Source organism: Zunongwangia atlantica 22II14-10F7 (genome assembly GCF_002094855.1).
Taxonomy (GTDB): domain Bacteria; phylum Bacteroidota; class Bacteroidia; order Flavobacteriales; family Flavobacteriaceae; genus Zunongwangia; species Zunongwangia atlantica.
On record NZ_ARYN01000006.1, the window covers coordinates 131,620 to 157,340 of the forward strand.

22 protein-coding genes and 1 tRNA gene are annotated in these 25,721 nt (G+C 35.5%); 14 read left to right on the plus strand and 9 right to left on the minus strand.

Going from position 1 to position 25,721, the window contains the following annotated elements:
- The first annotated feature begins 44 nt into the window (after nt 1-44).
- On the plus strand, nt 45-1,283 hold the full coding sequence (odhB, locus tag IIF7_RS07830) for a 2-oxoglutarate dehydrogenase complex dihydrolipoyllysine-residue succinyltransferase (protein ID WP_084841130.1): 1,239 nt from the start codon (nt 45-47) through the stop codon (nt 1,281-1,283).
- 255 nt (nt 1,284-1,538) lie between these two features.
- Here the strand turns inward: odhB and IIF7_RS07840 are convergent, their stop codons facing one another.
- Nucleotides 1,539-1,976: a retropepsin-like aspartic protease gene (locus IIF7_RS07840; protein ID WP_084841132.1), complete on the minus strand. Its 438-nt coding sequence runs from the start codon at nt 1,974-1,976 to the stop codon at nt 1,539-1,541.
- A gap of 54 nt (nt 1,977-2,030) precedes the next feature.
- Here IIF7_RS07840 and IIF7_RS07845 point away from each other — a divergent pair, with 54 nt between their 5' ends.
- From IIF7_RS07845 to IIF7_RS07885, 9 genes are all read left to right on the plus strand, one after another.
- Nucleotides 2,031-2,798, plus strand: coding sequence for a TatD family hydrolase (locus IIF7_RS07845; RefSeq protein WP_084841133.1), 768 nt, complete (start codon nt 2,031-2,033; stop codon nt 2,796-2,798).
- Nucleotides 2,799-2,846: 48 nt separating this feature from the next.
- Nucleotides 2,847-3,989, plus strand: coding sequence for a 1-acyl-sn-glycerol-3-phosphate acyltransferase (locus IIF7_RS07850; protein ID WP_084841134.1), 1,143 nt, complete (start codon nt 2,847-2,849; stop codon nt 3,987-3,989).
- On the plus strand, nt 3,973-5,001 hold the full coding sequence (locus IIF7_RS07855; protein ID WP_084841135.1) for an asparaginase: 1,029 nt from the start codon (nt 3,973-3,975) through the stop codon (nt 4,999-5,001). The genes IIF7_RS07850 and IIF7_RS07855 overlap by 17 nt, the downstream gene beginning before the upstream one ends.
- Before the next feature lie 70 nt (nt 5,002-5,071).
- Nucleotides 5,072-5,159: transfer RNA gene (locus tag IIF7_RS07860), tRNA-Ser, on the plus strand.
- A 70-nt stretch (nt 5,160-5,229) separates the two neighbouring features.
- Nucleotides 5,230-6,030, plus strand: coding sequence for a MotA/TolQ/ExbB proton channel family protein (locus IIF7_RS07865; protein WP_084841136.1), 801 nt, complete (start codon nt 5,230-5,232; stop codon nt 6,028-6,030).
- Nucleotides 6,031-6,052: 22 nt separating this feature from the next.
- Nucleotides 6,053-6,490 carry a hypothetical protein gene (locus IIF7_RS07870; protein WP_084841137.1) on the plus strand — a complete coding sequence of 146 codons (438 nt, stop codon included), beginning with the start codon at nt 6,053-6,055 and terminating at the stop codon, nt 6,488-6,490.
- A 6-nt stretch (nt 6,491-6,496) separates the two neighbouring features.
- Nucleotides 6,497-7,111, plus strand: a complete 615-nt coding sequence (locus tag IIF7_RS07875; RefSeq protein WP_084841138.1) for an ExbD/TolR family protein — start codon at nt 6,497-6,499, stop codon at nt 7,109-7,111.
- 38 nt (nt 7,112-7,149) lie between these two features.
- Nucleotides 7,150-7,632 carry an ExbD/TolR family protein gene (locus tag IIF7_RS07880; protein WP_084841139.1) on the plus strand — a complete coding sequence of 161 codons (483 nt, stop codon included), beginning with the start codon at nt 7,150-7,152 and terminating at the stop codon, nt 7,630-7,632.
- A gap of 182 nt (nt 7,633-7,814) precedes the next feature.
- A complete protein-coding gene (locus tag IIF7_RS07885; protein ID WP_084841244.1) occupies nt 7,815-8,522 on the plus strand; it encodes a porin family protein in 708 nt (235 codons plus the stop codon).
- Here the strand turns inward: IIF7_RS07885 and IIF7_RS07890 are convergent.
- From IIF7_RS07890 to pyrH, 8 genes are all read right to left on the minus strand, one after another.
- A complete protein-coding gene (locus IIF7_RS07890; protein ID WP_245801587.1) occupies nt 8,517-9,122 on the minus strand; it encodes a hypothetical protein in 606 nt (201 codons plus the stop codon). The genes IIF7_RS07885 and IIF7_RS07890 overlap by 6 nt on opposite strands.
- On the minus strand, nt 9,122-10,594 hold the full coding sequence (gene rpoN, locus IIF7_RS07895; protein WP_084841140.1) for an RNA polymerase factor sigma-54: 1,473 nt from the start codon (nt 10,592-10,594) through the stop codon (nt 9,122-9,124). The genes IIF7_RS07890 and rpoN overlap by 1 nt, the downstream gene beginning before the upstream one ends.
- Nucleotides 10,595-10,688: 94 nt before the next feature.
- Nucleotides 10,689-11,546, minus strand: a complete 858-nt coding sequence (locus IIF7_RS07900; protein ID WP_084841141.1) for a pseudouridine synthase — start codon at nt 11,544-11,546, stop codon at nt 10,689-10,691.
- Between the two features lie 340 nt (nt 11,547-11,886).
- Entirely contained in the window at nt 11,887-13,329 is a 1,443-nt protein-coding gene (gene asnS, locus IIF7_RS07905) for an asparagine--tRNA ligase (protein ID WP_084841142.1), read from the minus strand.
- A 56-nt stretch (nt 13,330-13,385) separates the two neighbouring features.
- Nucleotides 13,386-15,821 (minus strand): efflux RND transporter permease subunit, encoded by a 2,436-nt coding sequence (locus IIF7_RS07910; protein ID WP_084841143.1) that lies wholly within the window; start codon nt 15,819-15,821, stop codon nt 13,386-13,388.
- Between the two features lie 77 nt (nt 15,822-15,898).
- Nucleotides 15,899-18,358: a DUF5686 family protein gene (locus IIF7_RS07915; protein WP_084841144.1), complete on the minus strand. Its 2,460-nt coding sequence runs from the start codon at nt 18,356-18,358 to the stop codon at nt 15,899-15,901.
- Between the two features lie 120 nt (nt 18,359-18,478).
- Nucleotides 18,479-19,033: a ribosome recycling factor gene (gene frr / locus IIF7_RS07920; protein ID WP_084841145.1), complete on the minus strand. Its 555-nt coding sequence runs from the start codon at nt 19,031-19,033 to the stop codon at nt 18,479-18,481.
- A gap of 31 nt (nt 19,034-19,064) precedes the next feature.
- Nucleotides 19,065-19,772: a UMP kinase gene (pyrH, locus tag IIF7_RS07925; RefSeq protein ID WP_084841146.1), complete on the minus strand. Its 708-nt coding sequence runs from the start codon at nt 19,770-19,772 to the stop codon at nt 19,065-19,067.
- Nucleotides 19,773-19,957: 185 nt separating this feature from the next.
- Between pyrH and IIF7_RS07930 the strand changes: the two genes are divergently transcribed.
- From IIF7_RS07930 to IIF7_RS07945, 4 genes are all read left to right on the plus strand, one after another.
- On the plus strand, nt 19,958-20,647 hold the full coding sequence (locus IIF7_RS07930) for a zinc metallopeptidase (protein WP_084841147.1): 690 nt from the start codon (nt 19,958-19,960) through the stop codon (nt 20,645-20,647).
- Between the two features lie 157 nt (nt 20,648-20,804).
- The gene (locus IIF7_RS07935) at nt 20,805-23,765 is read left to right on the plus strand and encodes a GEVED domain-containing protein (RefSeq protein ID WP_084841148.1); all 2,961 of its coding nucleotides are present in this window, start codon (nt 20,805-20,807) and stop codon (nt 23,763-23,765) included.
- Between the two features lie 10 nt (nt 23,766-23,775).
- On the plus strand, nt 23,776-24,909 hold the full coding sequence (locus IIF7_RS07940; RefSeq protein WP_176218922.1) for a TlpA family protein disulfide reductase: 1,134 nt from the start codon (nt 23,776-23,778) through the stop codon (nt 24,907-24,909).
- Between the two features lie 34 nt (nt 24,910-24,943).
- Nucleotides 24,944-25,705, plus strand: coding sequence for an exodeoxyribonuclease III (locus IIF7_RS07945; RefSeq protein ID WP_084841150.1), 762 nt, complete (start codon nt 24,944-24,946; stop codon nt 25,703-25,705).
- Nucleotides 25,706-25,721 lie beyond the last annotated feature (16 nt).

Sequence of the window (25,721 nt, forward strand, 5' to 3'; positions counted from 1 at the left end):
TAAATTTTCTGGTTGATTCCAGAAACAAAATAAAAAAGAAGAACATGGCCTTAGAAATGAAAGTTCCATCCCCCGGTGAATCTATAACCGAAGTAGAAATCGCAGAATGGTTGGTAGAAGATGGGGACTACGTTGAAAAAGATCAGGCAATTGCCGAAGTCGATAGTGATAAAGCTACCCTGGAATTACCTGCAGAAGCAAGTGGTATAATAACCCTTAAAGCAGAAGAAGGTGATACCGTAGCCGTTGGTGAAGTAGTTTGTCTAATCGACACTGAGGCAGAAAAGCCAGGTGAGGACAGCAAAGAAGATAAAAAAGAATCTAAGGAAGAAAGCGAAAAAGCACCTGCTAAAACTGAGGAGCCATCAAAATCTTCAACGCCTTCACAAAAGCAGGATGATACTTACGCAACAGGAAGTCCTTCTCCAGCTGCTAAAAAGATTTTAGACGAAAAAGGAATTGATGCTAAATCTGTAAGCGGTAGTGGTAAAGATGGAAGAATAACAAAAGAAGACGCTGTACAGGCAAAAGCTTCTATGGGAACTCCAGGTCCAGGGAAACGTGGGGAATCTCGTAAGAAAATGTCTATGTTAAGACGTAAAGTTGCAGAGCGATTAGTAGCCGCAAAAAGTGAAACTGCTATGCTTACTACTTTTAACGAAGTAGATATGTCTGCAATCTATACCTTAAGAAAAAAATATAAAGAAGAGTTTAAAGATAAGCATGGTGTAAGTTTAGGATTTATGTCTTTCTTTACACTTGCTGTAGTTAGAGCCTTAGAAATGTATCCTGATGTTAACTCTATGATCGATGGAGACTTTCAGGTAAAATACGATTATAAAGATATTAGTATCGCTGTTTCTGGCCCTAGAGGATTAATGGTTCCTGTGGTTAGAAATGCTGAAAATTTAAGCTTTAGAGGAGTAGAGGAAGAGGTAAAACGTCTTGCGCTAAGAGCACGTGATGGTAAAATTACTGTAGATGAAATGACAGGTGGTACTTTTACAATTACCAATGGTGGTGTTTTTGGATCTATGATGTCTACACCAATTATTAACCCTCCACAAAGTGGGATTTTAGGAATGCATAATATTGTAGATCGTCCTGTTGCGATCGATGGTCATGTAGAAATTAGACCAATGATGTATGTTGCCCTTTCTTACGATCATAGAATTGTGGATGGTAAAGAATCTGTAGGTTTCTTGGTGGCTATTAAAGAAGCTGTAGAGAATCCAGAAGAGTTACTTATGGATAATGATATAAAGAGAGCTTTAGAACTTTAAAGTTCTCTCTCCATGTTCAAAATAAAAAAGGGAAGCTTAGGCTTCCCTTTTTAAGTTTTGGTTGGTTGAATAAAATAAGTTAAGAATAAACCAAATTTAGGATGTTTAAAATTATGATGCCTACAACCGCAACGATAAGAATGTATGATGCAGGATGTGGTTTTAAATACTCCTTCTTTTGGAAAAACATAAAATCTAACATTGGTTGTTTCAAAGTTATATTTAATAAGAAAGGTGTAAAAGGGGAGAAAGCCCCTATTTTAAAAACAATGTTTTTGATTTGTAATCTATAATTGCTTTACCTTTTTTAAGAATATCGGCGCCAATAATACCGTGGACTTTTTCAGCGTCGTGTTGTAATAAAGCTTCGTTAACGTGCCGAAGATCAAAAAGAACAAGGTCTACTTTTTTCTTTTTCCAGTTATTAATTTCCATTCTGTTTTTTTGTGAAACCTGGGTTAGCATATTAGAAGCGCCTGCTCCGGCCGCTTTTACATCGCTGTCCTCTGGTAAAAGATCAAAATGTTCTATACTGTCTATACCTACACAGGTGCTGGATGCGCCGGTATCTAAAATAAAATTCCCCTCAATATTATTGATTTTCGCCTTTATTTCCAGATGATTGGTTTTGGTAAATTTAAATTTGATGCTTTTATATCCCTTTTCTTTTAGGATTTTCTTGAAACTCGCCATTCTTTTCCGTTTTAGAGCAAAGATAGGTTTTCAAAATAAATTATTTTTGCAGATATGATAATAACAGATACACATACACATTTATATAGCGAATCTTTTGATGAAGATCGTGATGAAATGATTCAAAGGGCGATAGATGCTAAAGTTGAGCGCTTTTTTATCCCGGCAATCGATTCTACCTATGCCGATAGAATGTACGATCTTGAAAAATCATTTCCAGAGCATGTTCATTTAATGATGGGATTGCATCCAACCCATGTTCAGGAGAATTATAAAAGTGAGCTTCAATTTATCGAAAATCAATTTAAGCAAAGAGACTTTATCGCTGTGGGAGAGATTGGGATCGATTTATATTGGGATAAAAGTACGCTTAATATTCAGCAAGAAGCTTTCAGATATCAAATTCAGTTAGCTAAAAAGCATAAATTACCTATCGTAATACATTGTCGAGAGGCTTTTGATGAGGTTTTTGAGATTTTAGAGGAAGAAAAAGGAGAAGATCTGTTCGGGATTTTTCATTGTTTTACCGGGACTTTAGAGCATGCAAAAAAAGCAATCTCCTATAACCTAAAATTGGGTATAGGTGGTGTTGTGACGTTTAAAAATGGTAAGATTGATCAATTTCTAAATGAAATTTCTTTAGATAATATCGTATTAGAAACCGATGCGCCTTACCTTGCGCCAACGCCATTTAGAGGAAAAAGAAATGAATCTTCCTATATTATTAATGTTGCTGAAAAATTAGCTGAAATTTATGATGAACCTTTAGCAGAAATTGCTAAAATCACAACGCAGAATTCAAAAGATATATTCGGTATTTAAACTGAAATTAGTTAATTTTTTGTTCATTTGCTATAATAAGCCAGACACGTGCAAGACTTTGAAGAGATAAGATTTTATAACGAAAAGGAGGTTCAGGAATCCCTTCAGCATTATATTAAACATCCAATGATGAAGGCGCTCCTTCATTTTACATTTCCAGAGAAAACTTCCGAGGAAATAAAGGAAATTGTTTTTAGCTGTAAAAGTATTCGTGATTTTCAAACCAAAATTATATACCATTCTGTAGGGAAAATTATAGAGAAGAGTACCGATGGAGTGACCGATAGTGGGTTTGAGAAATTAAAACCTGGTGAATCCTATTTCTTTGTTTCGACGCATCGTGATATTATTCTGGATACTTCTTTGCTTAATTATACCTTATATAATCATGATTTGGTGATGACGGCTTCGGCTATTGGCGATAATTTAGTTCAGAAAACGTTTTTGATGGCTTTATCAAAGCTAAACAGAAACTTTTTGGTGCGTAGAAAATTGAGCCCGCGTGAAATGCTAAAAAGTTCTATCGAGCTATCTACTTTTATCAAAAAGATGCTGTTAGAAGATAAGCGATCTGTTTGGATGGCGCAGCGTGAAGGTCGTACCAAAGATGGTAGTGATTATACCCAGCAAGGCGTATTAAAAATGATTGGTATGGCAAAAGGAGATCATAGTCTTACCGAGTATTTTGGGAAACTTAAAATTGTTCCTATCTCGATTTCTTATGAATTTGATCCTACCGATGTTTTAAAAATGCCAGAAATTCTTTCTAAAAGGATGAAAGAAAAATATGTAAAAGCTCCAGATGAAGATTTTAAATCTATTATTCAGGGGATTTTAGGTATTAAAGGTAGGATTCATGTAAGTGCTGGAGATTTAATGGAAGCCAGTTTATTTTCTGAAATTGGTCATGATTTTGGATCGGTTAACGAGCAGCTTAAAGTTATTGCCAGTAAAATAGACAGGGAAATTCATAAGAATTATAAGCTTTGGCCTGCAAATTATATCGCACATGATATGCTGAATAATTCAGAGCAATATGCTTCTAAATATACTTTTAAGGATAAAAGACGTTTTGAACGCCGCTTAAAACGCCGAGTAGATTTTAAAAATTCTCTGGAGCTTAATAGCTATCTATTAATGTATGCAAATCCTGTAATTAATAAAGAAGGATTGTATGGCAAAGAAAACTAAGATACTTTTATTATATACCGGTGGTACCATTGGTATGGTTAAGGATTATGATACCGGAGCTTTAAAACCATTCAATTTTAATGATCTTTTACAAAATATTCCAGAATTAAATATTCTCGAAAATGAGATCGAGACCTTAAGTTTTGAGCATCCAATAGATTCTTCAGATATGAATCCTGAAGAATGGCGAAAAATAGCAAGCATTATTTACGATCGATATGAAGATTATGATGGTTTTGTAGTGCTCCACGGAAGTGATACGATGTCGTATACCGCGTCTGCCTTAAGTTTTATGTTCGAGAATTTAAGTAAGCCAGTGATTTTTACGGGTTCACAATTACCTATTGGGGATCTTCGAACAGATGCCAAAGAAAATTTAATTACGAGTATTCAAATCGCCAGTTTACAAAAGAATGATAAACCTGTTATAGCTGAAGTTGGGTTGTATTTTGAGTATAAATTATACCGTGCTAATAGAACCACAAAAATTAATGCGGAACATTTTCAGGCATTTGCCTCTTTAAATTACCCTCCATTAGCTGAATCTGGCGTACATTTATCTGTAAATTCTAAAATTCTTTGGAAGCAAAATAGAAATCAACAATTAAAATTACATCCACGTTTTAATACAAACGTGGTGATTTTAAAGATGTTTCCAGGGATAACTCGAGAAATGGTAACCCATATTCTAAGCTTAAAAGATTTAGAAGGAGTTGTTTTAGAAACTTATGGTAGTGGTAATGCACCAACACAAGCCTGGTTTTTAGAATTATTAGAAGAAAAAATTAATGCTGGTCTTAAGGTGGTAAATGTAACCCAATGTGCAGGCGGTAGTGTTGCGATGGGGAATTATGAAACCAGTGTAGCGATGAAAAAGATTGGTGTTGTTTCTGGAAAAGACATCACAACCGAGGCAGCAATAGCTAAATTAATGTACTTATTAGATAAAAAATTAACACATAAAGTCTTTAAAACTATATATGAAACCTCGTTGAGAGGGGAAATGTCGTAAAATTAACGAATCATACTTGACCGAGAGCATTTTTTTTTGTTATTTGGCGCACCGTTTTAAACATTAAACTAGAGAGGTGGCCGAGTGGTCGAAGGCGCACGCCTGGAAAGTGTGTATACGCCAAAAGCGTATCGAGGGTTCGAATCCCTTCCTCTCTGCTGGTGTTTTTATTAAAAAATTATTTTTATATCTTTAACCCTTTAACTAATTAAATTAAGACAAACAGTAATGAAAAGATTATTTTCTATTTTGGTAATCGCTGCGATTATGGTGTTAGGTGCCGGTAATCTTAAGGCGGCAAACATGGTTAACACATTGCCAGGTACGATAGCAACTTTCGTTCAGGAAGATGAAGATGCTACGGCAACGGCTGATGCAGACGAAGAAGTTAGTTTTCATCAGGAATTAAAAAGACGTTTTATTGAAGGTGGTGCCGGATTTATGGGTATCGTTCTTTTATGTCTTATTCTTGGTTTGGCAATTGCCATCGAGAGAATTATCTATTTAAACCTTGCAACTACAAACACTAAAAAATTAGCTCGAAACGTAGAGGAAGCTTTAAACAGTGGTGGTATCGAAGCTGCTAAAGAAGTATGTAGAAATACTAGAGGTCCTGTTGCTTCTATCTATTATCAAGGTCTTGACCGTGCTGATGAGAGCATCGAATCTGCAGAGAAAGCAGTTGTTGCTTACGGTGGTGTGCAAATGGGACAACTTGAGAAAAATGTATCTTGGGTATCTTTATTTATCGCTCTTGCTCCTATGCTTGGTTTCATGGGTACGGTAATTGGTATGATCGAAGCTTTCGATAAAATTGAGGCTGCTGGTGATATGCAACCATCTCTTGTTGCTGGAGGTATTAAAGTAGCACTTCTTACTACAGTATTTGGACTTATTGTTGCAATTATCCTTCAGATTTTCTACAACTACATTATCGCTAAGATTGATAGTATCGTAAATGATATGGAAGATGCTTCTATCTTACTAATCGATATGCTTGTAGATTACAAAAACAAAAAAAGAGTATAATAAGACCTGACTAATAAAAGTTATGACTTTACATAAAATTTTAAAATATGTTGCATTAGTTATAGGTGTGCTAGGGCTTATCTTCTTAGGAAGAATCCTGGCTGCTGGTGACGATGCAATCGAGGCATCGGCAGATGTACAAGGCAGCGTGCTGGAACCAATGATGTGGATTTCCTATCTAGTACTGGCAGTTGTTGTAGCTCTTGTCGTGATCTTTGTTATCTCAGGATTGTTCCGTGGTAACATTAAAAATACAATAATTGGGGTAGTAGCCTTTGCGGTAGTTGTTTTGGTATCATATTTGTTATCTAGTGGTACAGAGATTACTACTACAGACGGAGATATCTTATCTGCAAGTACGGTACATTGGGTAGGAGCTGGTTTAGTATGTTTCTACATTCTTGCTGCACTTGCGATCTTAGCAATGGTATTTTCCGGAGTTAAAAAATTAATAAGTTAAGAAACTATGGCTAGAAGATCATCACCAGAAGTAAATGCGGGATCTATGGCAGACATCGCTTTCTTACTTCTTATCTTCTTCCTGGTAACTACTACCATCGAGACAGATAAGGGGATTAGTAGAAAGCTTCCGCCATGGCAAGACGAAGAACAGCCCGATCCGCCAAAGATTAAGCAAAGAAACATTTTTACTGTTGTATTAAACAGTAATAATGATTTGTTGGTGGAGGACGAGGAAATGGAATTGAAAGATTTGCGACAAGCAGCTTTTGAATTTCTTGATAATGGTGGAGGAGCAGGAAGTGAAGCCTGTAGCTTTTGCCAGGGAGCAGGAAGTGTTGAATCTTCTGTGAATCCGCAGAAAGCAATTATTTCTTTACAGAACAATAGAGGTACAGAATATGGTACTTATATTGCTGTTCAAAATGAATTGGTTGCAGCGTACAATATGTTGAGAAACCGTGAGGCAAAACGTTTATACGGTGCAACATTTACAGAATTAGAAGCTCAATATAATGATCCTAAAACAGGTGAAGGTAGAAAAGAGTCTTTAAAGGAAAAAATCGAAGCTATTAAAGATATGATTCCTCAAAAGCTTTCTGAAGCCGAGCCTAAAGGTTAACAGCCTTTTTAATACTAAATTTAATTTGACCATTTATTATGTCTAAATTTACAAAGAAAAAGTCTGGAGAATTGCCTGCGATTAGTACGGCGTCGTTACCTGATATTGTATTTATGTTACTGTTTTTCTTTATGGTAGCGACAACGATGCGTGAAACTACACTAATGGTGCAGAATTCGTTGCCTACAGCAGATCAGGTAGAGAAGCTTGATAAAAAGGATTTGGTAATGTATATCTATGCAGGTAAGCCAAGCCAGAGATATCAACAAAAATATGGAACAGAAGCTAGAATTCAGTTAAACGATAAGTTTGCTGATGTTAGTGAGGTTCAATCTTTTATTTACTCTGAGAGAGATAGTAAAAGAGAGGAGCTTATTCCATATTTAACTACAGCTTTAAAGGTGGATAAAGAAACCAATATGGGGCTTGTTTCAGATATTAAACAAGAACTAAGAAAAGCTGAAGCGCTTAAAATAAACTATACTACCGTTCAGGGAGATGCTACAACCGGAAACGAGTAGTAGTAAAGTTTTAAATATTTTTAAAAAAGATCCCATCCTTAATTAAGGATGGGATCTTTTTTTATATTTACTTTTTAATCGAGATTTGATACTTTTCTGGCTTGCTTTTAAAAATTTTTTCGATAAAGCCTAACTCGGTTTTTTTGATGTATTTACTTTTGATTGAATCTATTCCAGCTTTGATGAAAAATTGGCCTTTACTTTTATTATTTTTTTGTGTTTCTCTAAATGCTCAGGAAATTAATCCGGCTTACGCAGATAGCATCCCTACGGTTATTGATAGTAGTTATAGGGAAGATCAGTTTTATTTTGGATTAAGTTTCAATTTTATAACTGATACCCCTCATTTTATGGATCAAAACGGGTTTTCAGCTGGGTTAAGCGGTGGCTTTATACGTGATATTCCTTTTAATAAGAATAGGAATGTAGGTATTGGTGTAGGTTTAGGATTGGCATTCGATAGTTTTGGGCAAAATCTTTTTATCGGTGAAGATGAAAATGGCGAGACTATTTTTAGAAATCTAAATTCAGATAATATCGATTATAATTCTAATCGTTTTAATACTTTCCTGGTAGAAGCTCCAATTCAGTTTAGGTGGAGAACCTCTACTTTTTCTTCTTATAAGTTTTGGCGTATTTATGCCGGACTCAAATTAGGCTACATTTATCATTTTAGATCGGTTTTTAGGCAAGATGCTAATATTGTAAAGCAAAGTGACGTGCCAGAACTAGAAAGGTTTAGATTAGGTGCTAGTTTTACTTTTGGGTATAGTACTTTCAATTTTCAGGTGTATTATGGTCTAAATCCATTTTTTCCGAATAGTACTGTAGATGGAGAAGAACTTGGAGTTTCAACCTTACGTGTTGGTTTGATGTTTTATATTCTATAACCAATAATAGAAAAGTAAGAATTGCGGTAAAACACCTGCAAAAATGCCTAATATCAATTCAGTATTTGTGTGAGCTTTATAATAAAGGCGAGAACTTGCGGTAAGGCCCAAGGCTATAAATAATCCAGAGGTTGCAAGAATCAAATTCATATGAAAATATCGGCTAAAAGCAATTAGAAACATTGTAAAACCAGCCAATCCCATCATGTGTAAGCTTATTTTTACCTTAAAAAAGGTAAAAATATAAGCGATTAAGGTAGCTCCTAAAATCCCTAAAAAATAGAAGTAAATTTCTGGATAGTTATAGCGATCTAAAATCTGATTTAAAACCATTAAAGTAAGCATGCCAAAAAAGAAGAGTGGCCACTTTCTTTCTTTTACCTCACTTAGGTTCATACTACTCACTTTTCCAAGATTTTTCAGTAAAAAGAAGAACACTATTGGAATAAAAACCGTGATGATCGAAATAGCCAGTAATTTCGCTTTTATTACCTCTTCCGGGAAAAATCGCGGAGTAAGTTGAAAATATAGCAAACTGCCCGCAAATGGCATCCAAATGGGGTGAAACACGTAAGAAGCGATCTTTAGAATTCCCTTCATTAAATTTCTTTACGTAAACGAGCTACCGGAATGTCTAATTGCTCTCTGTACTTTGCCACTGTCCTTCTAGCAATAGGGTAACCTTTGTCTTTTAAAACTTTCGCCAGTTTTTCGTCTGTAAGTGGTTTTCTTTTGTCTTCTTCTTCTATCGACATTTCCAGAATTTTCTTTATTTCTCTGGTAGAAACATCTTCGCCCTGGTCGTTTTTCATCGATTCAGAGAAAAATTCTTTAATCAATTTGGTGCCGTAAGGCGTATCCACATACTTGCTATTTGCTACTCGCGAAACCGTTGAAACATCCATTTCGATCTCATCAGCGATATCTTTTAAGATCATTGGTCTTAGATTTCGTTCGTCACCAGTTAAAAAATATTCTTTTTGATAATGCATAATAGCGCTCATGGTAACCATTAAAGTTTGCTGGCGTTGTTTTATAGCTTCAATAAACCATTTAGCGGCATCTAATTTTTGCTTAATGAACATAACCGCATCTTTCTGCTCTTTGGTTTTTTTCTTGCTCTCTTTATAACCTTTAAGCATGTTGCTGTAATCGCGCGAAACATGCATTTCAGGTGCGTTTCTTCCGTTTAGGCTAAGTTCAAGATCACCATCAACAATTTTTATGGTAAAATCTGGAATAACATGCTCTACCATTCTGGTACTTCCTGAATAAGCTCCACCCGGTTTCGGATTTAAATGGCTTATTACTTCAATAGCATCTCTAAGATCATCTTCAGAAATATCGTGCTTAGAAAGTAATTTTGTGTAGTGTTTTTTGCTGAATTGATCAAAAGACTCTTCAATAATTTCTGAAGCCAATGTGACCGCTCTGGTAGTATCTTTTCTTTTTAACTGAATCAATAAACATTCCTGAAGCGAACGTGCCCCTACACCAGCAGGATCTAATTCCTGAACTTTTTTTAGAACCTTTTCAACGGTTTCCTCATCAGTATAAATGTTTTGTGTAAAAGCAAGATCGTCTACAATATCTGGGATATTTCTTCTTATATAACCACTTTCGTCGATGCTTCCAACTAAAAATTCAGCAATTTCAAATTCAGTATCATCAAAACGAAAGGTGTTTAGTTGATTTCGTAAATGTTGTGTAAACGAAGTTCCGGCAGCATAAGGAACGTGTTTTTCCTCGTCGTCTGCACTGTAATTATTTGCCTGTAAACGATAACTCGGGATTTCATCATCGCTTAGATATTCATCAACATTAATATCTTCTGCATCGATCTCGTTGCTATCATCAAATTCAGCTTCAGAATCTCGGTTATCGTAATCATCCTCATAATCATATTCATCACGCTGTTCATCCTTCCCGGTTTCGAGCGCAGGATTCTCCTCAATTTCCTGTTTAATGCGCTGTTCAAAAGCCTGTGTAGGCAATTGTATAAGCTTCATCAACTGGATTTGTTGCGGAGATAGCTTTTGTGATAACTTAAAATTTAATTGCTGTTTTAGCATATAAAATAATTTCTTCTACTCACAAAAATACGGAAATGTTCGCTCAATGCAGTTTGGCACAGTAGATGATTGTGGTAAAATTTTGTTAAGTATACTAAAGATTTTTTGTAAATCTTTCGAATTTCTTCGGAAAATTAATCTTAAAAGAAGCTTTAGATAAATCTGCAGGATGTTTAAAACAAACGGCGGTTGAAGCTAGAAATAATCCTTTTTTAAATTGATGATTAGGGGATCCATAGATTTTTTCTCCCAAAATGGGAAACCCATTAGTTGCCAGATGAATCCTAATCTGATGAGTTCTTCCGGTTAAAGGTTTGGCTTCTACCAGGCTAAGATTAGTGCTTTTAAGCACTAATTTTTTTAAAAGTTTTACTGAAGTTGCGGCCGGTTTTCCTTCAATATCGTCTTTAAAATTAATTGTAGAATCTGGAAAATCGCCTTCTACAATTGCTGTATATGTTTTTTGAATTTCTTTTTGCTGAAATTGCCTGTTTAGCTCAATTAAAGCCTTGTTTGTTTTGGCGCAGAGTAAAATTCCGCTTGTAGGATTGTCTAAACGATGTGCCGGTAGAGGATTTTCTAATCGATCTGATGCCTTAGAAGATTTTAGATTAAATGGAAGTGCATTTTTTATAGTTTTAAAGTAATTTCCGCTTGTTGGGTAACCTGCAGGTTTATTAATTACCGCTATATGCTCGTCTTCGTAAACAACCTCCAGCTTTAATTCAAAGGTCTTTTGTTGATTTTCGATATTTAGCAACTCAATTTTCTGACCTTCTAAAATCCAATCCCCAGTTTGCCCAATCTTCCCATTAATTAAAATTCGTTGTTTTTTAATCGCTTTTTTTACTGCGCTACGAGTAGTAATAGATTTAAAAATCTTAGCGGCATATTCCTGTAATCTTATTTCTTCGGAAAGCTTTTGGACAATATGAGTTTCCTTAATTTTCAAATAATAAATTTAAATAGCCAAATTGTTGGTAAATACAAAATTAATAGAGATGTGTATCAATTTTATGATAATGTAGGCTGATGCAAATCCACCAATAATTTGATTAAAATCAATGCTTTTTAATCTTTTCCAGAATGATTTTTTAGATTTATTCATGTCGTAAATTAAGCATTAGACTTTTAAACAAAAAACCTCACAGTTTTAATAAGCTGTGAGGTTCGATTTTTATTGGCAGCGCCAAAGGCTTTAATACCACGAGGCTTTTCCTCTAATTAAAGATTTGTCTTTAATGAGTGACTCATTGTCTTTTTGCAAGTAGTTTACTCAAAAAAGCAATGCTTTAAAATTCGGCACTTTGCGGTGTTCTTGGGAAAGGAATTACATCTCTAATATTACCCATTCCGGTAACAAATTGAACAAGACGTTCAAAACCAAGTCCAAATCCACTATGCACACAAGTTCCAAATTTTCTGGTGTCTAAATACCACCATAATTCTTTTTCCTCGATACCAAGTTCTGCCATTTTTTCTTTAAGCACATCTAAACGCTCTTCTCTTTGCGAGCCACCTACGATTTCCCCAATTCCTGGGAAAAGAATATCCATAGCGCGAACCGTTTTTCCGTCTTCGTTTAAACGCATATAGAAAGCCTTAATTTTTGCGGGATAATCAAATAAAATTACCGGGCATTTAAAGTGTTTTTCTACCAAAAAACGTTCGTGCTCACTTTGTAGATCTGCACCCCATTCTTCAATAATATATTTAAATTTCTTCTTCTTATTTGGTTTAGAATCCTTAAGAATATCGATAGCTTCAGTATAACTTACCCTCTTAAAGTTATTTTCTAAAACAAACTTAAGTTTTTCGATAAGTCCCATTTCACTGCGCTCTGCAGCAGGTTTTGTTTTATCTTCGTTTGCAAGACGTTGCTCTAAGAACTCAAGGTCATCTTTACAGTTTTCAAGCACGTATTTTACAACATACTTTATAAAATCTTCAGCAAGATCCATATTGCCATCAAGATCACAAAAAGCAATCTCTGGTTCGATCATCCAAAATTCTGCAAGGTGACGAGAGGTATTAGAATTCTCTGCTCTAAATGTTGGTCCAAAAGTATAAATTTGGCCTAATCCCAGCGCATAAGTTTCTCCTTCTAGTTGTCCAGAAACGGTAAGATTGGTCTCTTTTCCGAAGAAATCTTTTTTATAATCAATGCTTCCGTCTTCGTTTTTTGGTGGGTTTTTAAGGTCAAAGTTTGTTACTTTAAACATTTCCCCAGCACCTTCAGCATCACTACCCGTAATGATAGGTGTGTTTACGTAATAGAAATTATTTTGCTGAAAGTAGCTATGTACCGCGAAAGACAGTTTAGAACGTACACGCATAATCGCTCCAAAAGTATTGGTGCGCACTCTTAAATGTGCCTGCTCGCGTAATTTTTCTAGACTGTGACGCTTAGGAGAAAGAATGGTAAGCTTTACCTCCTCTGGGTTTGCATCGCCAAGAATGGTAACTTCTTTTACATCGATCTCTACACGTTGTTGCTTTCCTTCACTTTCTTTAAGAATACCTTTTACACTAATCGCTGCACCAACGGTGATTCTTTTTAAAGTTTCAGGATTAAATTTTTCAAAATCTATAACACACTGGATGTTATTAATGGTAGATCCATCGTTTAACGCTACAAAGCGATTACTTCTAAACGAACGTACCCATCCGCTAACTTTAAATTCCTGTAAAAACTGGTCACTTTCTAATATTTCAGCAACTTTAGCTTGTATCATTTATTTTAGATTTAGAAAAGAAACAAAGATAAAATTTTCCCTGTAAGGGCTATACTTTAGCTTTCGTTTTTCTGGTTTTTGTATTCTTCGTCGTCTTTAGAAATTTCTTCTTCATCTTCTGGTGTAGCAATAATTCGCATTGCTGGTTCTTTCAGGGTTTCCTTGTTTGCTATACTTCTTTCTAAAGATAATAGTAATGATGGTAATAATAATAAGTTAGAAAGCATCGCAAAAAGCAAAGTAGCCGAAACTAAACCTCCCAGGGCTACCGTTCCGCCAAAACTACTGATCATAAAAACTGAAAATCCAAAGAATAAAACAATAGAAGTATAGAACATACTTACACCAGTTTCTCTTAATGCAGCATAAACCGAACGCTTAATTTTCCAGTCATTGGCTTTAAGTTCCTGCCTGTATTTTGCCAGAAAGTGAATGGTGTCATCTACTGAAATACCAAAAGCAATACTAAATACTAATATGGTTGAAGGCTTTATAGGGACACCTAAAAACCCCATCATTCCGGCGGTAATTAATAGCGGCAATAAGTTAGGAACTAGAGAAATTAAGATCATTCTAAACGATCTAAACATCCAAGCCATTAATAATGCAATTAGAACGATAGCTAGTGATAAGGAAAGCACAAGGTTATGAACCAAATACGTGGTTCCTTTTTGGAAAACCAATGCTTTACCTGTCATGCTTACTTCATAACGATCCTCTGGAAAAATCTTATGAATTTTTGGCCAAAGGTTATCTTCGATCTTTTCCATTTTATCAGTTCCAATATCTTTCATAAAGGTTGTGATCCTTGCAAACTGGCCGGTAGAATCTACGTAAGTATTTACCAGATCATCATTACCCTCCATGTTTTTGGTGTAGGGTAAAATGAAATTTTGTTCTTGTGAAGATGGTAGTTGATAATATTTTGGATTGCCGTTATAATACGCCTGCTTACTGTATTTTACCAAGCGTGTAATCGATAAAGGTTGTGAAAGTTCTGGTTCTTCAGCAATTAAGCCTTCAAGTTGTTCCAATCTTTTTAAGGTAGAAGATTTTAAAACACCACGAGGTCTTTTGGTGTCTACTACAATTTCTAAAGGCATAATTCCGTCGAACTCCTCTTCAAAGAATTTTACATCCTTAAAAAAGTCGGCCTGCTGTGGCATATCTTCTAAAAGACTTCCAGAAATTCGGATGTTATAAATCCCGATTATGCTCACTGCTAAAAGTCCTACCGCTGTAAAATAAACCGCTATTCGATGATTTCGCACCATTTTTTCCATCCATCCAACAAAACTTCCTATCCATTGCCTGTTAAGGTGTTTTAAGTGTTTAGACTTCGGAATTTTCATATAGCTATAAATCACTGGGATGATCAATAACGAAAGAATAAAAATGGCTACAATGTTGATGGAAGCAACAATACCAAATTCCTTTAGTAATTTACTTTCGGTTAAAATGAAAGTAGCAAATCCTGAAGCTGTGGTGATGTTAGTCATTAGAGTAGCATTACCTACCTTAGCAATAACACGTTGTAAAGATTTTGCCTGGTTTCCATGTTTTTGTATTTCCTGCTGGTATTTGTTGATTAGGAAAATACAGTTAGGAATCCCAATAACAATGATTAATGGCGGTATTAAAGCGGTTAAGACCGTAATTTCATAGTGCATTAATCCAATTGTTCCAAAAGCCCACATTACGCCAATACAAACGGTAACCATAGAGATTACAGTTGCTCTAATCGATCTAAAAAAGAAGAAGAAAATAAGCGAAGTTACCGCCAAAGCAGCACCTATAAAAAGCCCAATTTCATCTATAATATTTTGGGAGTTCAACGTACGGATGTACGGCATTCCAGAAACACGAACATCGATACCGGTTTGTGACTCGAAGTTTTTGATCATAGGATCAAGATTATCAATCACAAAATCTTTTCTAGCTTTAGAGTTTACAATCTCTTTATTAAGATATAAAGCAGATTGAATGGTATTAGAATGGGCACTATACACCAGGTTTTCGTAAAACGGAAGCTTAGTGAAAAGTTCATCTTCATAAGAGGCTAACTGAAGACTATCTGGATTAACTTCAGTAATAAAAGGAACCATTTCGAAGCGTTTAGGATCCTCAAATTTTTTAAGCTTATTTAAATTCCCAATCGAAATTGCATAATCTACCTCAGGAAATTTTTGCAAACTATCGTTTAAGGCTTTCCAGGCCTGGTAATTTTTTTCAGTAAAAAGAGAAGAATCCTTAATTCCCATTACGATAAGGTTCCCTTCTTCGCCAAATTTATCTAAAAAGGCGTTGTATTCCTGGTTTACTTCGTGATCATCGGGGAGTAAGTTGGCTTCTGTAAAAGAAAATCTCATGTATTTCCACTGCGAGGCAAAAAATGCGGTAGTGGCCAAAATGAGTAAAATAATTATAATTCTGTTACGTAAAATAAGGCGGGCAACAGAGTTCCAAAAACCGAACGTAAAAATCTTAGACATGCATTATTCTTAAGCGCGCGCAAAGGTAACAAAAGACAACCTAAAAATCAGGTTTTTGAGAATTAAACTCGGTTATTTCAAAACTTGATGTTTAAGGTGAATTTAAAAGCAAAATTCTGACTAAAGCCGGGAAGGTGATAAGAACCGTAACGATAAGCAGTAGAAAGTCCAAAGCCAGAGATGATCTTGTTAATTTCCAGACCAACTTCAGAGTAGCCCTGGTCTAAACTTTTAAAGTCGATATTTTGATGACGATCCATATGATCTATATCGCCAATGGCATGCCTGCTTATTAGAACAATTTCTGGCTGAAAAAAGTTAGAGAATTTTATAGGTCTTAATTGATGCCTCATGTGCAGCATTGCCAGGCGGTCACTATAAAATTCGTTGTAATACATGGTTTCAAAACTGGTTTTTCCCGCAACCGAAAATCGCTTTAAAACCGCTTCCTGTCTCGAGGAGTTTGGATAAGCGTGAAAGGTATGTGTAAGTGGTAAAGTTCCTGTAGCATAATTTCCTTCTAAAATAAATTCGGTTCTCGAAAGATCTAATCTTCGAATCGTATATTCTAATTTTAAACCTGTTCTTAAAAAGTTGAAATCACCATTGGCAACATCTGCAAAACCTTTATCGATCTGGGCGGTGATTCTTGGAGAATGCCGCTCTATTAAAACAGAATTCTCGGGTGTTTCTAAGTAATCGCTAAAAGGTTCCCAGCTAAAAGAAATTCCGGCTGTGCTTACCGTGTATTCAGGATAAACTTCTCCATTATACAAAAACGCGTAATCCCGGGCGTTAAAAATCTCGGTTTGGCTAAAGCGAATTTCAGAAGATAATTGCGGATTTATACGATGTTCTAAACCAGCGTAATATTGTTTGTAATTATAAAAGAAATTAATATTTACAAACCTTGGCTCGATTAAATAGAATTTTGGCGGTGCTTTTAAATAATTAAAACTTGCTACTTCTTTAATATCTCTGGTATAGCCCATTTTAAAATTTGTGCCGGTAGAACGATTAAGATAAATATTAGTATTAATATTATACTTAGCTCTTTCATCTCCAAAACCGTACACAAAATAACCGCCAATATTAAACTTTTTAGATAATCGATCGTTGGTTTTTCCGCCAACGCCTAAACGAATACCTTCAAAATTGTTGTATTTAAAAAGTTTACTTAGCTGTAAGTCCCAAAATGCCAAAGGATAATAGCCATTGGCCATTGCTTTTTTAACTTCGATTTTTCTTTCGATATTTCGGGTTTTAATGATGCTGTCTACATAAATAGATGTTGCCTCATCTTTTGCGGTGTATGGTTCTTTTCGGTTTGCATTCCAAAAATCATCTTCCTGTTTATTGGCTTCGGGAATAACCGAAATTGCTGCGGAAGTTTTTTCGATCTTCGGAACTCGATTTAATTGATAGTTATAATTAATGCTTGTTGCATCCAGATAAAGATCGTTATCAATGGGTTCATTATTAAAAATGCTCGAAATAGATAATCTACGCTGAATGGTTCCCAGCGAAATATTTCCACCAAAAACAGAGATGTCTTTCCCGCCACTACCCGGCCTAATTTTTATATCTCTTTTTTGAAGCAGCCAAACCTCTTTTGAAGTATTAAAGTCGTAATCTTCATGAATTTCCAGATCAATTTCTCCAATTAATCGGGTTTCTGTTTTCTGAATTCCGTAGTTTAAAGTATCCAGATGAATCACACCTTCCAACCCGGCAATAACTTTTTCTCGTTTTGGTTTAAAGTAAATTAAATAGGCTGGTCGCTCTGAATTTAAAGTGTCCAGGATGCGATATTCGTAATTTTTGAAGGCATTTTTCGCAAGTGGTCCGGCATATTTGGTTTGGAAAATAGAGTAGTCATTTTCATAAAAAGAGGTAGGATAAATGTCTAAACTTAAAACATCATAGATTGGTTTTTTAAATCCGGCGGTTTTTAAACCCAAAACCTCTTCCTGGCCGCCTTGCTTTTGGTTGTAGCGGTGTTTTGTAACTTTTTCAGATAAATAAGCTCTGGCAACATTTACGATGGTTGCGATTTCACTATTTGTGCTATCTGTAGCCAGCTGTATTGGGTTTTTGTCGTTATCAATTAAGAATTTTGAATATGATTGATACTCAAAACCCTCTAAAGCCTTGCGTGGATCGTTAACTTCCCTGTTTTCAATCGCTTTTGCAATAATTTTGTTTGCAGGGTTACGATAAGAGGAAATATAAACGGTGTTTAATTTCTCGTAATCTGGATAAAGCTGAAGTAAAACTGTTTTATTTTCTTCGGAAATTTTAAAATCTCGTGTGTAAAAGCCAAGGTAGGAAACTGAAATTTTTAGTGATTTTTGTCCATCCAGATCAAGCTGAAAACTACCGTCGATTTTCGATAAAATCGGGCTACTTTCTTTAATACTAATTTTAGCATAGGCCAAAGGTTCGCCGGTAATCGCGTTGATTACTTTTCCCGGGATTTGTTGTGCATTAGCAAGAAAACCGGTAAGAATAAGAATAAAGGTACAAACTAATCGCATAAATTATTCCTGGGAAAATTTCAGATAAAATGATGCACAAAAAAAGCCAAATTAGGTTTGCTTACAAACAGTAAAAAGCAATCCCAATTTGACTATGTTATTCAGAAATTATTTCCATCATTAAATGGTCATAATTTCTTTCTCTTTATTTTCTAAAATACTATCTATTTTAGCAATGTATTTATCAGTAAGCTCTTGGATGTCTGCTTCAGCATTCTTTTGTAGATCTTCAGAAACATCTGTCTTTTTAAGCTCGTTGTTTGCTGTTTTACGATCGTTTCTTACACCAACTTTAGCATCTTCAGCTTCAGCTTTTGCTTGCTTTACCAATTGTTTACGGCGCTCTTCAGTTAAAGGTGGTACGCTAATAATTACGCTATCACCGTTATTCATTGGATTAAAACCAAGGTTTGCCTGTAAAATTCCTTTTTCGATATTAGGAATACTTCCTTTTTCAAAAGGTTGAACAGAAATTGTTCTGGCATCTGGAGCGTTTACGTTCGCAACCTGATTTAAAGGGGTTAAAGAACCGTAGTATTCTACCATTACACTTCCTAGCATACTTGGGCTGGCTTTACCGGCTCTAATATTTAGTAATTGCTTATTTAGGTGAGAGATTGCTTTTTGCATCCCTTCTTCAGCAGAATCTATGATTAATTCAATTTCCTCTTCCATGGTGTGTTATTTAAACTGTATCTTCTGGTTTTTATAAATTCACTTTTGTTCCCACATTTTCTCCGGTCACAACTTTCATTAGGTTTCCTGGAGTGTTCATATCGAAAACAATAATTGGTAATTCATTTTCCTGGCTTAATGTAAAGGCTGTGGTATCCATAACTTTAAGCCCTTTTCTAATTACATCATCAAACGATATAAAATCGAATTTCGTTGCTTTTTTATCCTTTTCAGGATCTGCCGTGTAAATTCCGTCTACACGTGTTCCTTTTAAGATAACATCTGCCTTAATTTCGATGGCTCTAAGAACGGCAGCAGAATCTGTTGTAAAATATGGATTTCCTGTTCCTCCTCCAAAAATAACTACTCTGCCTTTCTCAAGATGTCTAATTGCTTTTCTTCTAATAAAAGGTTCAGCAACTTCGTTTATCTTAATCGCAGATTGTAATCTGGTTTGGATTCCGGCATCTTCCAGGGCGCTTTGTAAAGCTAATCCGTTAATTACTGTGGCAAGCATTCCCATGTGGTCACCTTGTACACGATCCATTCCGCGACTTGCTCCCGCAACTCCTCTAAAAATGTTACCACCACCAATCACAATCGCAACTTCTACTCCCTGGTCGATTACAGATTTAACTTCGTCGGCATATTCTGCCAGTCTCTCGGGATCAATACCATATTGGCGGTTTCCCATTAATGCTTCTCCAGATAATTTTAAAAGAACTCTTTTGTATTGCATGGCTAGTTTTAAAGATGAGTGCTGCAAATATAGCTAATATCTTAATTTGAAAAATCTTATCAATTAAAATTCTAAATCTTAAGAATAATTTAGTATTTAAAATGCTTGCCAAACTGTCTGTAGCACACAAAATGGCTGGATTTTTGTTATTTTCAAATTATTAAATTTTGAAAAAGAAATAAAAAATGATTGGATATTATTTAATAGCAGGAATCATGTTTATCGTGAGCCTGTACGTAAGCAATAAATTAAAAAGTAAGTTTAAAAGCTACTCCAAAATGCATTTGCAAAATGGAATGAGCGGTAAAGAGATTGCTGAAAAAATGCTACGAGACAATGGCATTTACGATGTGAAAGTAATTTCTACACCAGGCATGCTTTCAGATCATTATAATCCCAGTAAAAAAACCGTGAACTTAAGTGAAGGCGTGTATTCGCAAAGAAATGCTGCTGCGGCTGCGGTTGCTGCTCACGAATGTGGGCACGCTGTGCAACATGCAAAATCTTACAGTTGGTTAAAAATGAGAAGTGCATTAGTACCTGTGGTAAGTGTGGCTTCTAATCTCTCGCAGTGGGTAATATTGGCTGGTTTGGTATTACTTTATACCAGTACTTTGGGGCCTACGATATTTTTTATAGGGATTGTTCTTTTTGGTTTAGGAACCCTATTTAGTTTTATTACGCTTCCGGTAGAGTATGATGCAAGTAACCGTGCACTGGCCTGGCTGGAAACCGAAAATATGCTAACAAGACAAGAGCATGATGCTGCGAAGGATTCTTTAAAATGGGCTGCAAGAACTTATGTTGTGGCCGCTTTAGGTTCTTTAGCAACTCTTCTGTATTTTGTAGGAATATTTATGGGGTCTAGAGATTAATTTTAAAATAGAATCAATTATAAATAAAAAGCAGGTAGTTTTAAACTACCTGCTTTTTTGTTTTTGGTCTTATTTTTAATTGATATAAGTTATATTAGGTGTAAATACTTCTTTATTCTTTAATTTTGAATAGCATGCGAAGATTTAAAAAGCCCCGATGAACAACAAACTACTTTTATTATTTTTTGTTTTCTTTTTTATAAAGTTCAATTCTTTTGCTCAAAAGGATGTTGCAAAACCTGTATTTAGAGATTCTGCACAGGCTATTTTTTCTGAAGCTATTTCAGAAAGTCGGTTAGTTCCTCCAAAAGATGAGCATAAAATTTACAATCCTAGAAATCGTGGAATTAATAAAGTGGTTCCGGGGAAAGGATATCCTAAAGGAGTCGACGCAGCATTACAGAGTAAAAAGGGAGAAATCCCTTCCAGAGCACCAATCTTAAATTTCGATGCAGTTACTACAAGATCTACACCTTCAGATCCTACAGGGGTGGCGGGTTTAAATCATTATTTAAATGCCTGGAATTCGGCTTTTTCAATTTATGATAAGGAAGGAAACTTATTAATGCCACCGGCATCTTTAGCCAGTATCGGTGGGGAGTTTGAAGATGAAACCTTAGGAGATCCCATTGTTGTTTACGATCAATTTGCAGATCGATATTTGATAAGTCAGTTTAGTGACACGCCTGAGAGTTTTTTGATCGCTGTGTCTCGTGGGCCAGATCCTGTTAATGATGGTTGGTACACCTATCGTTTTTCTACAAACCGGGTGTTGCCAGATTATCCAAAAATATCGGTGTGGAGTGATGGTTATTATATAACTACTAATAAGAATTCTAATACAGCAGATCAAAGTCAGGTAATCTATGTTATGGAGCGTGACCGGATGCTTCAGGGAGAAACGGCGCAATTTGTTTCTTTTCCGTTACCAGGAATCGAGACTAATGGATTTTATAGCCCGGCGGGATTTAATGCTATGGGAAATACCATGCCACCAAGAGGGAATGCACCAATCATTTATCTTCAGGATGATGCCTGGGCAGGAGTTTCAGAAGATCATTTAAAAATATGGCTGGTAAATGTAGATTGGGATAATTTGGCGAATTCAACTATAGAGGAATCCCAACAATTAGGTTCGGCAAGTGGAGTTTCGCCATTTACAGCAACTTTTGATGGCGGCGCGTTTAATAACCTGGAGCAACCGGGCAATGCCCCAGATATAGATGCATTACAGGCAACAATGATGTATATGACTCAATATCGAAGATTTTTAGATCATAATTCAGTAGTCTTAAATTTTGTAGTAGATGTAGATCCAACCCAGGCCGAGCATGCGGGAATTAGATGGTACGAGTTAAGGCAATATGGAGATGGTAATGATTGGGAAGTTTATCAGGAAGGAACGTATGCACCAGATGGAAGCGATCGTTTTAGTGGTAGTATAGGTATCGACGATCAGGGAAATATAGGTTTAGGTTTTACGGTTTTGGATGATAGTCCTGCTAATCCGGTTTTTCCATCTATTCGATATACAGGCAGGTATCAAGGGGACGAATTGGGAGTAATGACTTTAGAGGAGCAAAGTCTTGTGGAAGGGCAAAGTCCTAATCCCAGTTCAAGATATGGGGATTATGCGCATTTAACGGTAGACCCGGCAGACGGAATTACATTTTGGCACAATGCTGAATATTTTCAGGGAGAAAACAGGCTTAATCATATAGGTGTTTTTAGATTAGCTTCAGATTTAACAAGAGATGTTGGGATAACTGCAATCGTATCTCCTATAGATGCCACTTTAGGCGCGAATGAGCCAATAACGGTAACGATACGAAATTTTGGAGTTGGTACGCAATCAAACATTCCTGTGAGCTATACCCTTAATGGGCAAACCGTAAATGAAATTTATGATGAAAGAATTGAAGCTTCGTCATCTGTAGATTTTACATTTTCTGAAACTGCCGATCTTTCTGAATTAGGAGAATCTTATAACATTGCGGTTAGAACAAGTTTAACTGGAGATCAAAATCCAGAGAATGATACGATTTCAAGAGTTATAAGAAATCTACCTCCTCGAGATGTTGGGGTAACAGCTATTAATGGGCCAACAACTTCAGAAAATCTTGGTAACGAAGAGGTCTCTGTTACCATAGAAAATTTTGGCGGTGAAGCCCAAAGTAATATCCCCCTATGGTATCAGGTAGGAAATAATAACCGTGTAGAAGAAACTTTTTCAGGAACCATAGGAGTAGGAGAAAACCATGTTTATAATTTTCAGCAAACTGCAGATCTTTCGGTAGATAAACGATATAGACTAAGTTCTGGCACAAATCTTCAGGACGATTTCGATCCAACTAATGATTCCGAAGAAGCTTCCGTAGCTAATCTTAATTGTATTCCTGAAGGTTCAGATTGCGATTTTGGTGATGGGATCTCTTATTTCGAATTGGGTGATATTTTAAATGAAAGAATCCCCTGTAATAATGGCTATGGCGATTTTATAAGTTATTCTACAAATCTAGATAGGGCGCAAGGAGTTTACTCTTTAATCTTACAAACTTATTTTCAGGCTGAAGGAAATGAAGAGCAATTTTCGATGTGGATCGATTTAGATGATAATGGCGAGTTTGATGATAACGAGCGATTAATTACTTCACAGGCATTAAGGCAGGCAAATAGTTCTTTTGTTTTTGATTTTAACCTTCCAGAAGATGCAGCTTTAGGGCAGCATTTATTAAGAATTAGGGCTGGTGATACACGTTATGAAGGAGATTTAAATAGTCCTTGTGATGTGATGGCTTTTGGAACCACTCACGATTACTCGGTAAATATTATCGATACAGAGCTGGATATTGAAGATTTTATTCTGAATGAAGCAGAACTAATGGTTTTAAATGAATATAATAATCACTATCGCGTAATCTTAGAAACCACCTTCGATGAAACTTTGCGTATTACGGTACATAATGTTCTTGGGCAGAAAATGCTTGAAAATAAAGTTGAAAATAATGGCGACGGCTATATTTATGATTTAGATATGTCTTATGCTGCACGCGGTGTTTATCTGGTAAGAATTGGTACCAGGCAGGTAGGAAAAGTGAAACGTTTTATTGTTAAATAAAAAGATGTGTATGTTTAAAAAATTACTGGTTTTTGTAATACTTACTTCAAGTTTTTCTTTTGGTCAAAAGTTAAAAATCGGAGATAAAGCTCCAGAGATCACTCCTGAAGAGTGGTTTTATTCTAAAGATTACTTTAAAAACACTTCAAAAACAAATTTAACTATTGTTGATTTCTGGTTTACCCATTGCGCTCCTTGTGTGGCTACGATTCCAGATTTTAATCAAATAAAGGCAAAATATCCTTTTATAAAAGTTGTTTCTGTCACCTTTAATGATAAACAAACAATTGAAGAATTTTCTAAAAAAGTAGCTTTAACCTATCCGGTTGGCATAGATTCAGAAAAAAAAGTGATTTCAGCATTTGGTGTTTATGGCTATCCCAAAACTTTTATCATTAACGAAGAGGGAAAGATAATTTGGGAGGGGTATCCGGTAGGTATTCAGAAAAAATTAGAACAAATTTTAATAAATCAAAATAAATTAATCCCAACAGAATTTAAAGAACAAACTAATAGCATCTTAAGTCAGTCTAATCAAGAGTCTTTTAGTTTTTCTCTAAAACCTCATGATATAGGTATGGGAGGTTCATCTTCAGCTAATTTAATAGAGACTGGGGCAATTTTGTTGAATAAAAAGCTTAAGGATATTCTATTTCGGTATTTCGGAATAACTTCAGCAAGGTTACATTCAAGTGATTTAGATTTGGAAAAGTCGTATGATGTAAAGTTAACAATGAGTAAGCCTGAAGTTGATGGTAAGAATAATTTAACGCTTTTAAAATATAATCTCTTAAAAGAATTAGGTATTCGTTTGCAGGGATTTGAAGTAGAAGAGAATTATTACAGTTTGGTAAGCTTAGATGATTTAAAATTGGTGAAATCTGATGATAATTTTTTTGGAGTGACAACTACCCGCGACGGTACTTGGAAGGCAACAGGAGCAAAATTGAAAGATGTAAAGGATTTTATCGAGAATTATTACAACAAATTAGTAGCCTTAAAAACCGAAAGTGATACGCTTTATAACTTTACGTTACCAATAGATAATTGGGAAGCCTTAATTTCAGAATTAAAGACAACTTATGGTATCGAATTGGAATTAACTTCTGGTAAAATGATTGTTTACGATGTTCTTAAAAACTAATTAAACACCTTATTTTTGCCCAAAATCGATAAAAATGAAGATAATTTCCTATAACGTAAACGGAATACGAGCAGCAGTAAGAAAAGGCTTTTTAGATTGGATAAAACAAGCAAATCCAGATGTGATTTGTATTCAGGAGATAAAAGCAAATCCAGAGCAGTTAAATTTAGACGAATTTACCGAAGCTGGTTATCCTTACCAATATTGGTATCCTGCGCAAAAGAAAGGTTATAGCGGAGTTGCAATTTTAAGTAAAACCGAGCCAAATCATATCGAATATGGAACCGGAATCGATTATATGGATTTTGAAGGCCGAAATATTCGAGCCGATTTTGACGGGGTTTCGGTAATGAGTTTGTATTTGCCTTCAGGAACAAATATCGATCGATTAGAATTTAAGCTGAAGTATATGGCCGATTTTCAGGAATACATCGATAAACTGAAAAATGTTGTCCCAAACCTTATCATCTGCGGTGACTATAATATTTGTCATGAAGCCATAGATATTCACGATCCTGTGAGACTAAAAAATGTCTCAGGATTTTTACCGGTAGAGCGCGAATGGATCGATAATTTTATGAAAAGCGGTTTTATAGACAGCTTTAGATATTTTAACGACGAGCCAGATCAATATTCGTGGTGGAGCTATAGGGCTAATGCCAGAGCAAATAATAAAGGATGGAGAATCGATTATAATTTAGTTGCATCGCCATTACAAGAAAAATTAAAACGTGCCGTTATATTACCAGAAGCCCATCATAGCGACCATTGTCCTATCTTGGTAGAGCTGGAATAAATTAATTTTTAAAAAA

Coding starts and splice junctions, on each gene's coding strand:
- odhB (WP_084841130.1), top strand. CDS start 45: ATGGCCTTAGAAATGAAAGTTCCATCCCCCGGTGAATCTATAACCGAA.
- IIF7_RS07840 (WP_084841132.1), bottom strand. CDS start 1,976: ATGGCGAGTTTCAAGAAAATCCTAAAAGAAAAGGGATATAAAAGCATC.
- IIF7_RS07845 (WP_084841133.1), top strand. CDS start 2,031: ATGATAATAACAGATACACATACACATTTATATAGCGAATCTTTTGAT.
- IIF7_RS07855 (WP_084841135.1), top strand. CDS start 3,973: ATGGCAAAGAAAACTAAGATACTTTTATTATATACCGGTGGTACCATT.
- IIF7_RS07865 (WP_084841136.1), top strand. CDS start 5,230: ATGAAAAGATTATTTTCTATTTTGGTAATCGCTGCGATTATGGTGTTA.
- IIF7_RS07870 (WP_084841137.1), top strand. CDS start 6,053: ATGACTTTACATAAAATTTTAAAATATGTTGCATTAGTTATAGGTGTG.
- IIF7_RS07875 (WP_084841138.1), top strand. CDS start 6,497: ATGGCTAGAAGATCATCACCAGAAGTAAATGCGGGATCTATGGCAGAC.
- IIF7_RS07880 (WP_084841139.1), top strand. CDS start 7,150: ATGTCTAAATTTACAAAGAAAAAGTCTGGAGAATTGCCTGCGATTAGT.
- IIF7_RS07885 (WP_084841244.1), top strand. CDS start 7,815: ATGAAAAATTGGCCTTTACTTTTATTATTTTTTTGTGTTTCTCTAAAT.
- IIF7_RS07890 (WP_245801587.1), bottom strand. CDS start 9,122: ATGAAGGGAATTCTAAAGATCGCTTCTTACGTGTTTCACCCCATTTGG.
- rpoN (WP_084841140.1), bottom strand. CDS start 10,594: ATGCTAAAACAGCAATTAAATTTTAAGTTATCACAAAAGCTATCTCCG.
- asnS (WP_084841142.1), bottom strand. CDS start 13,329: ATGATACAAGCTAAAGTTGCTGAAATATTAGAAAGTGACCAGTTTTTA.
- IIF7_RS07910 (WP_084841143.1), bottom strand. CDS start 15,821: ATGTCTAAGATTTTTACGTTCGGTTTTTGGAACTCTGTTGCCCGCCTT.
- IIF7_RS07915 (WP_084841144.1), bottom strand. CDS start 18,358: ATGCGATTAGTTTGTACCTTTATTCTTATTCTTACCGGTTTTCTTGCT.
- frr (WP_084841145.1), bottom strand. CDS start 19,033: ATGGAAGAGGAAATTGAATTAATCATAGATTCTGCTGAAGAAGGGATG.
- pyrH (WP_084841146.1), bottom strand. CDS start 19,772: ATGCAATACAAAAGAGTTCTTTTAAAATTATCTGGAGAAGCATTAATG.
- IIF7_RS07930 (WP_084841147.1), top strand. CDS start 19,958: ATGATTGGATATTATTTAATAGCAGGAATCATGTTTATCGTGAGCCTG.
- IIF7_RS07935 (WP_084841148.1), top strand. CDS start 20,805: ATGAACAACAAACTACTTTTATTATTTTTTGTTTTCTTTTTTATAAAG.
- IIF7_RS07940 (WP_176218922.1), top strand. CDS start 23,776: ATGTTTAAAAAATTACTGGTTTTTGTAATACTTACTTCAAGTTTTTCT.
- IIF7_RS07945 (WP_084841150.1), top strand. CDS start 24,944: ATGAAGATAATTTCCTATAACGTAAACGGAATACGAGCAGCAGTAAGA.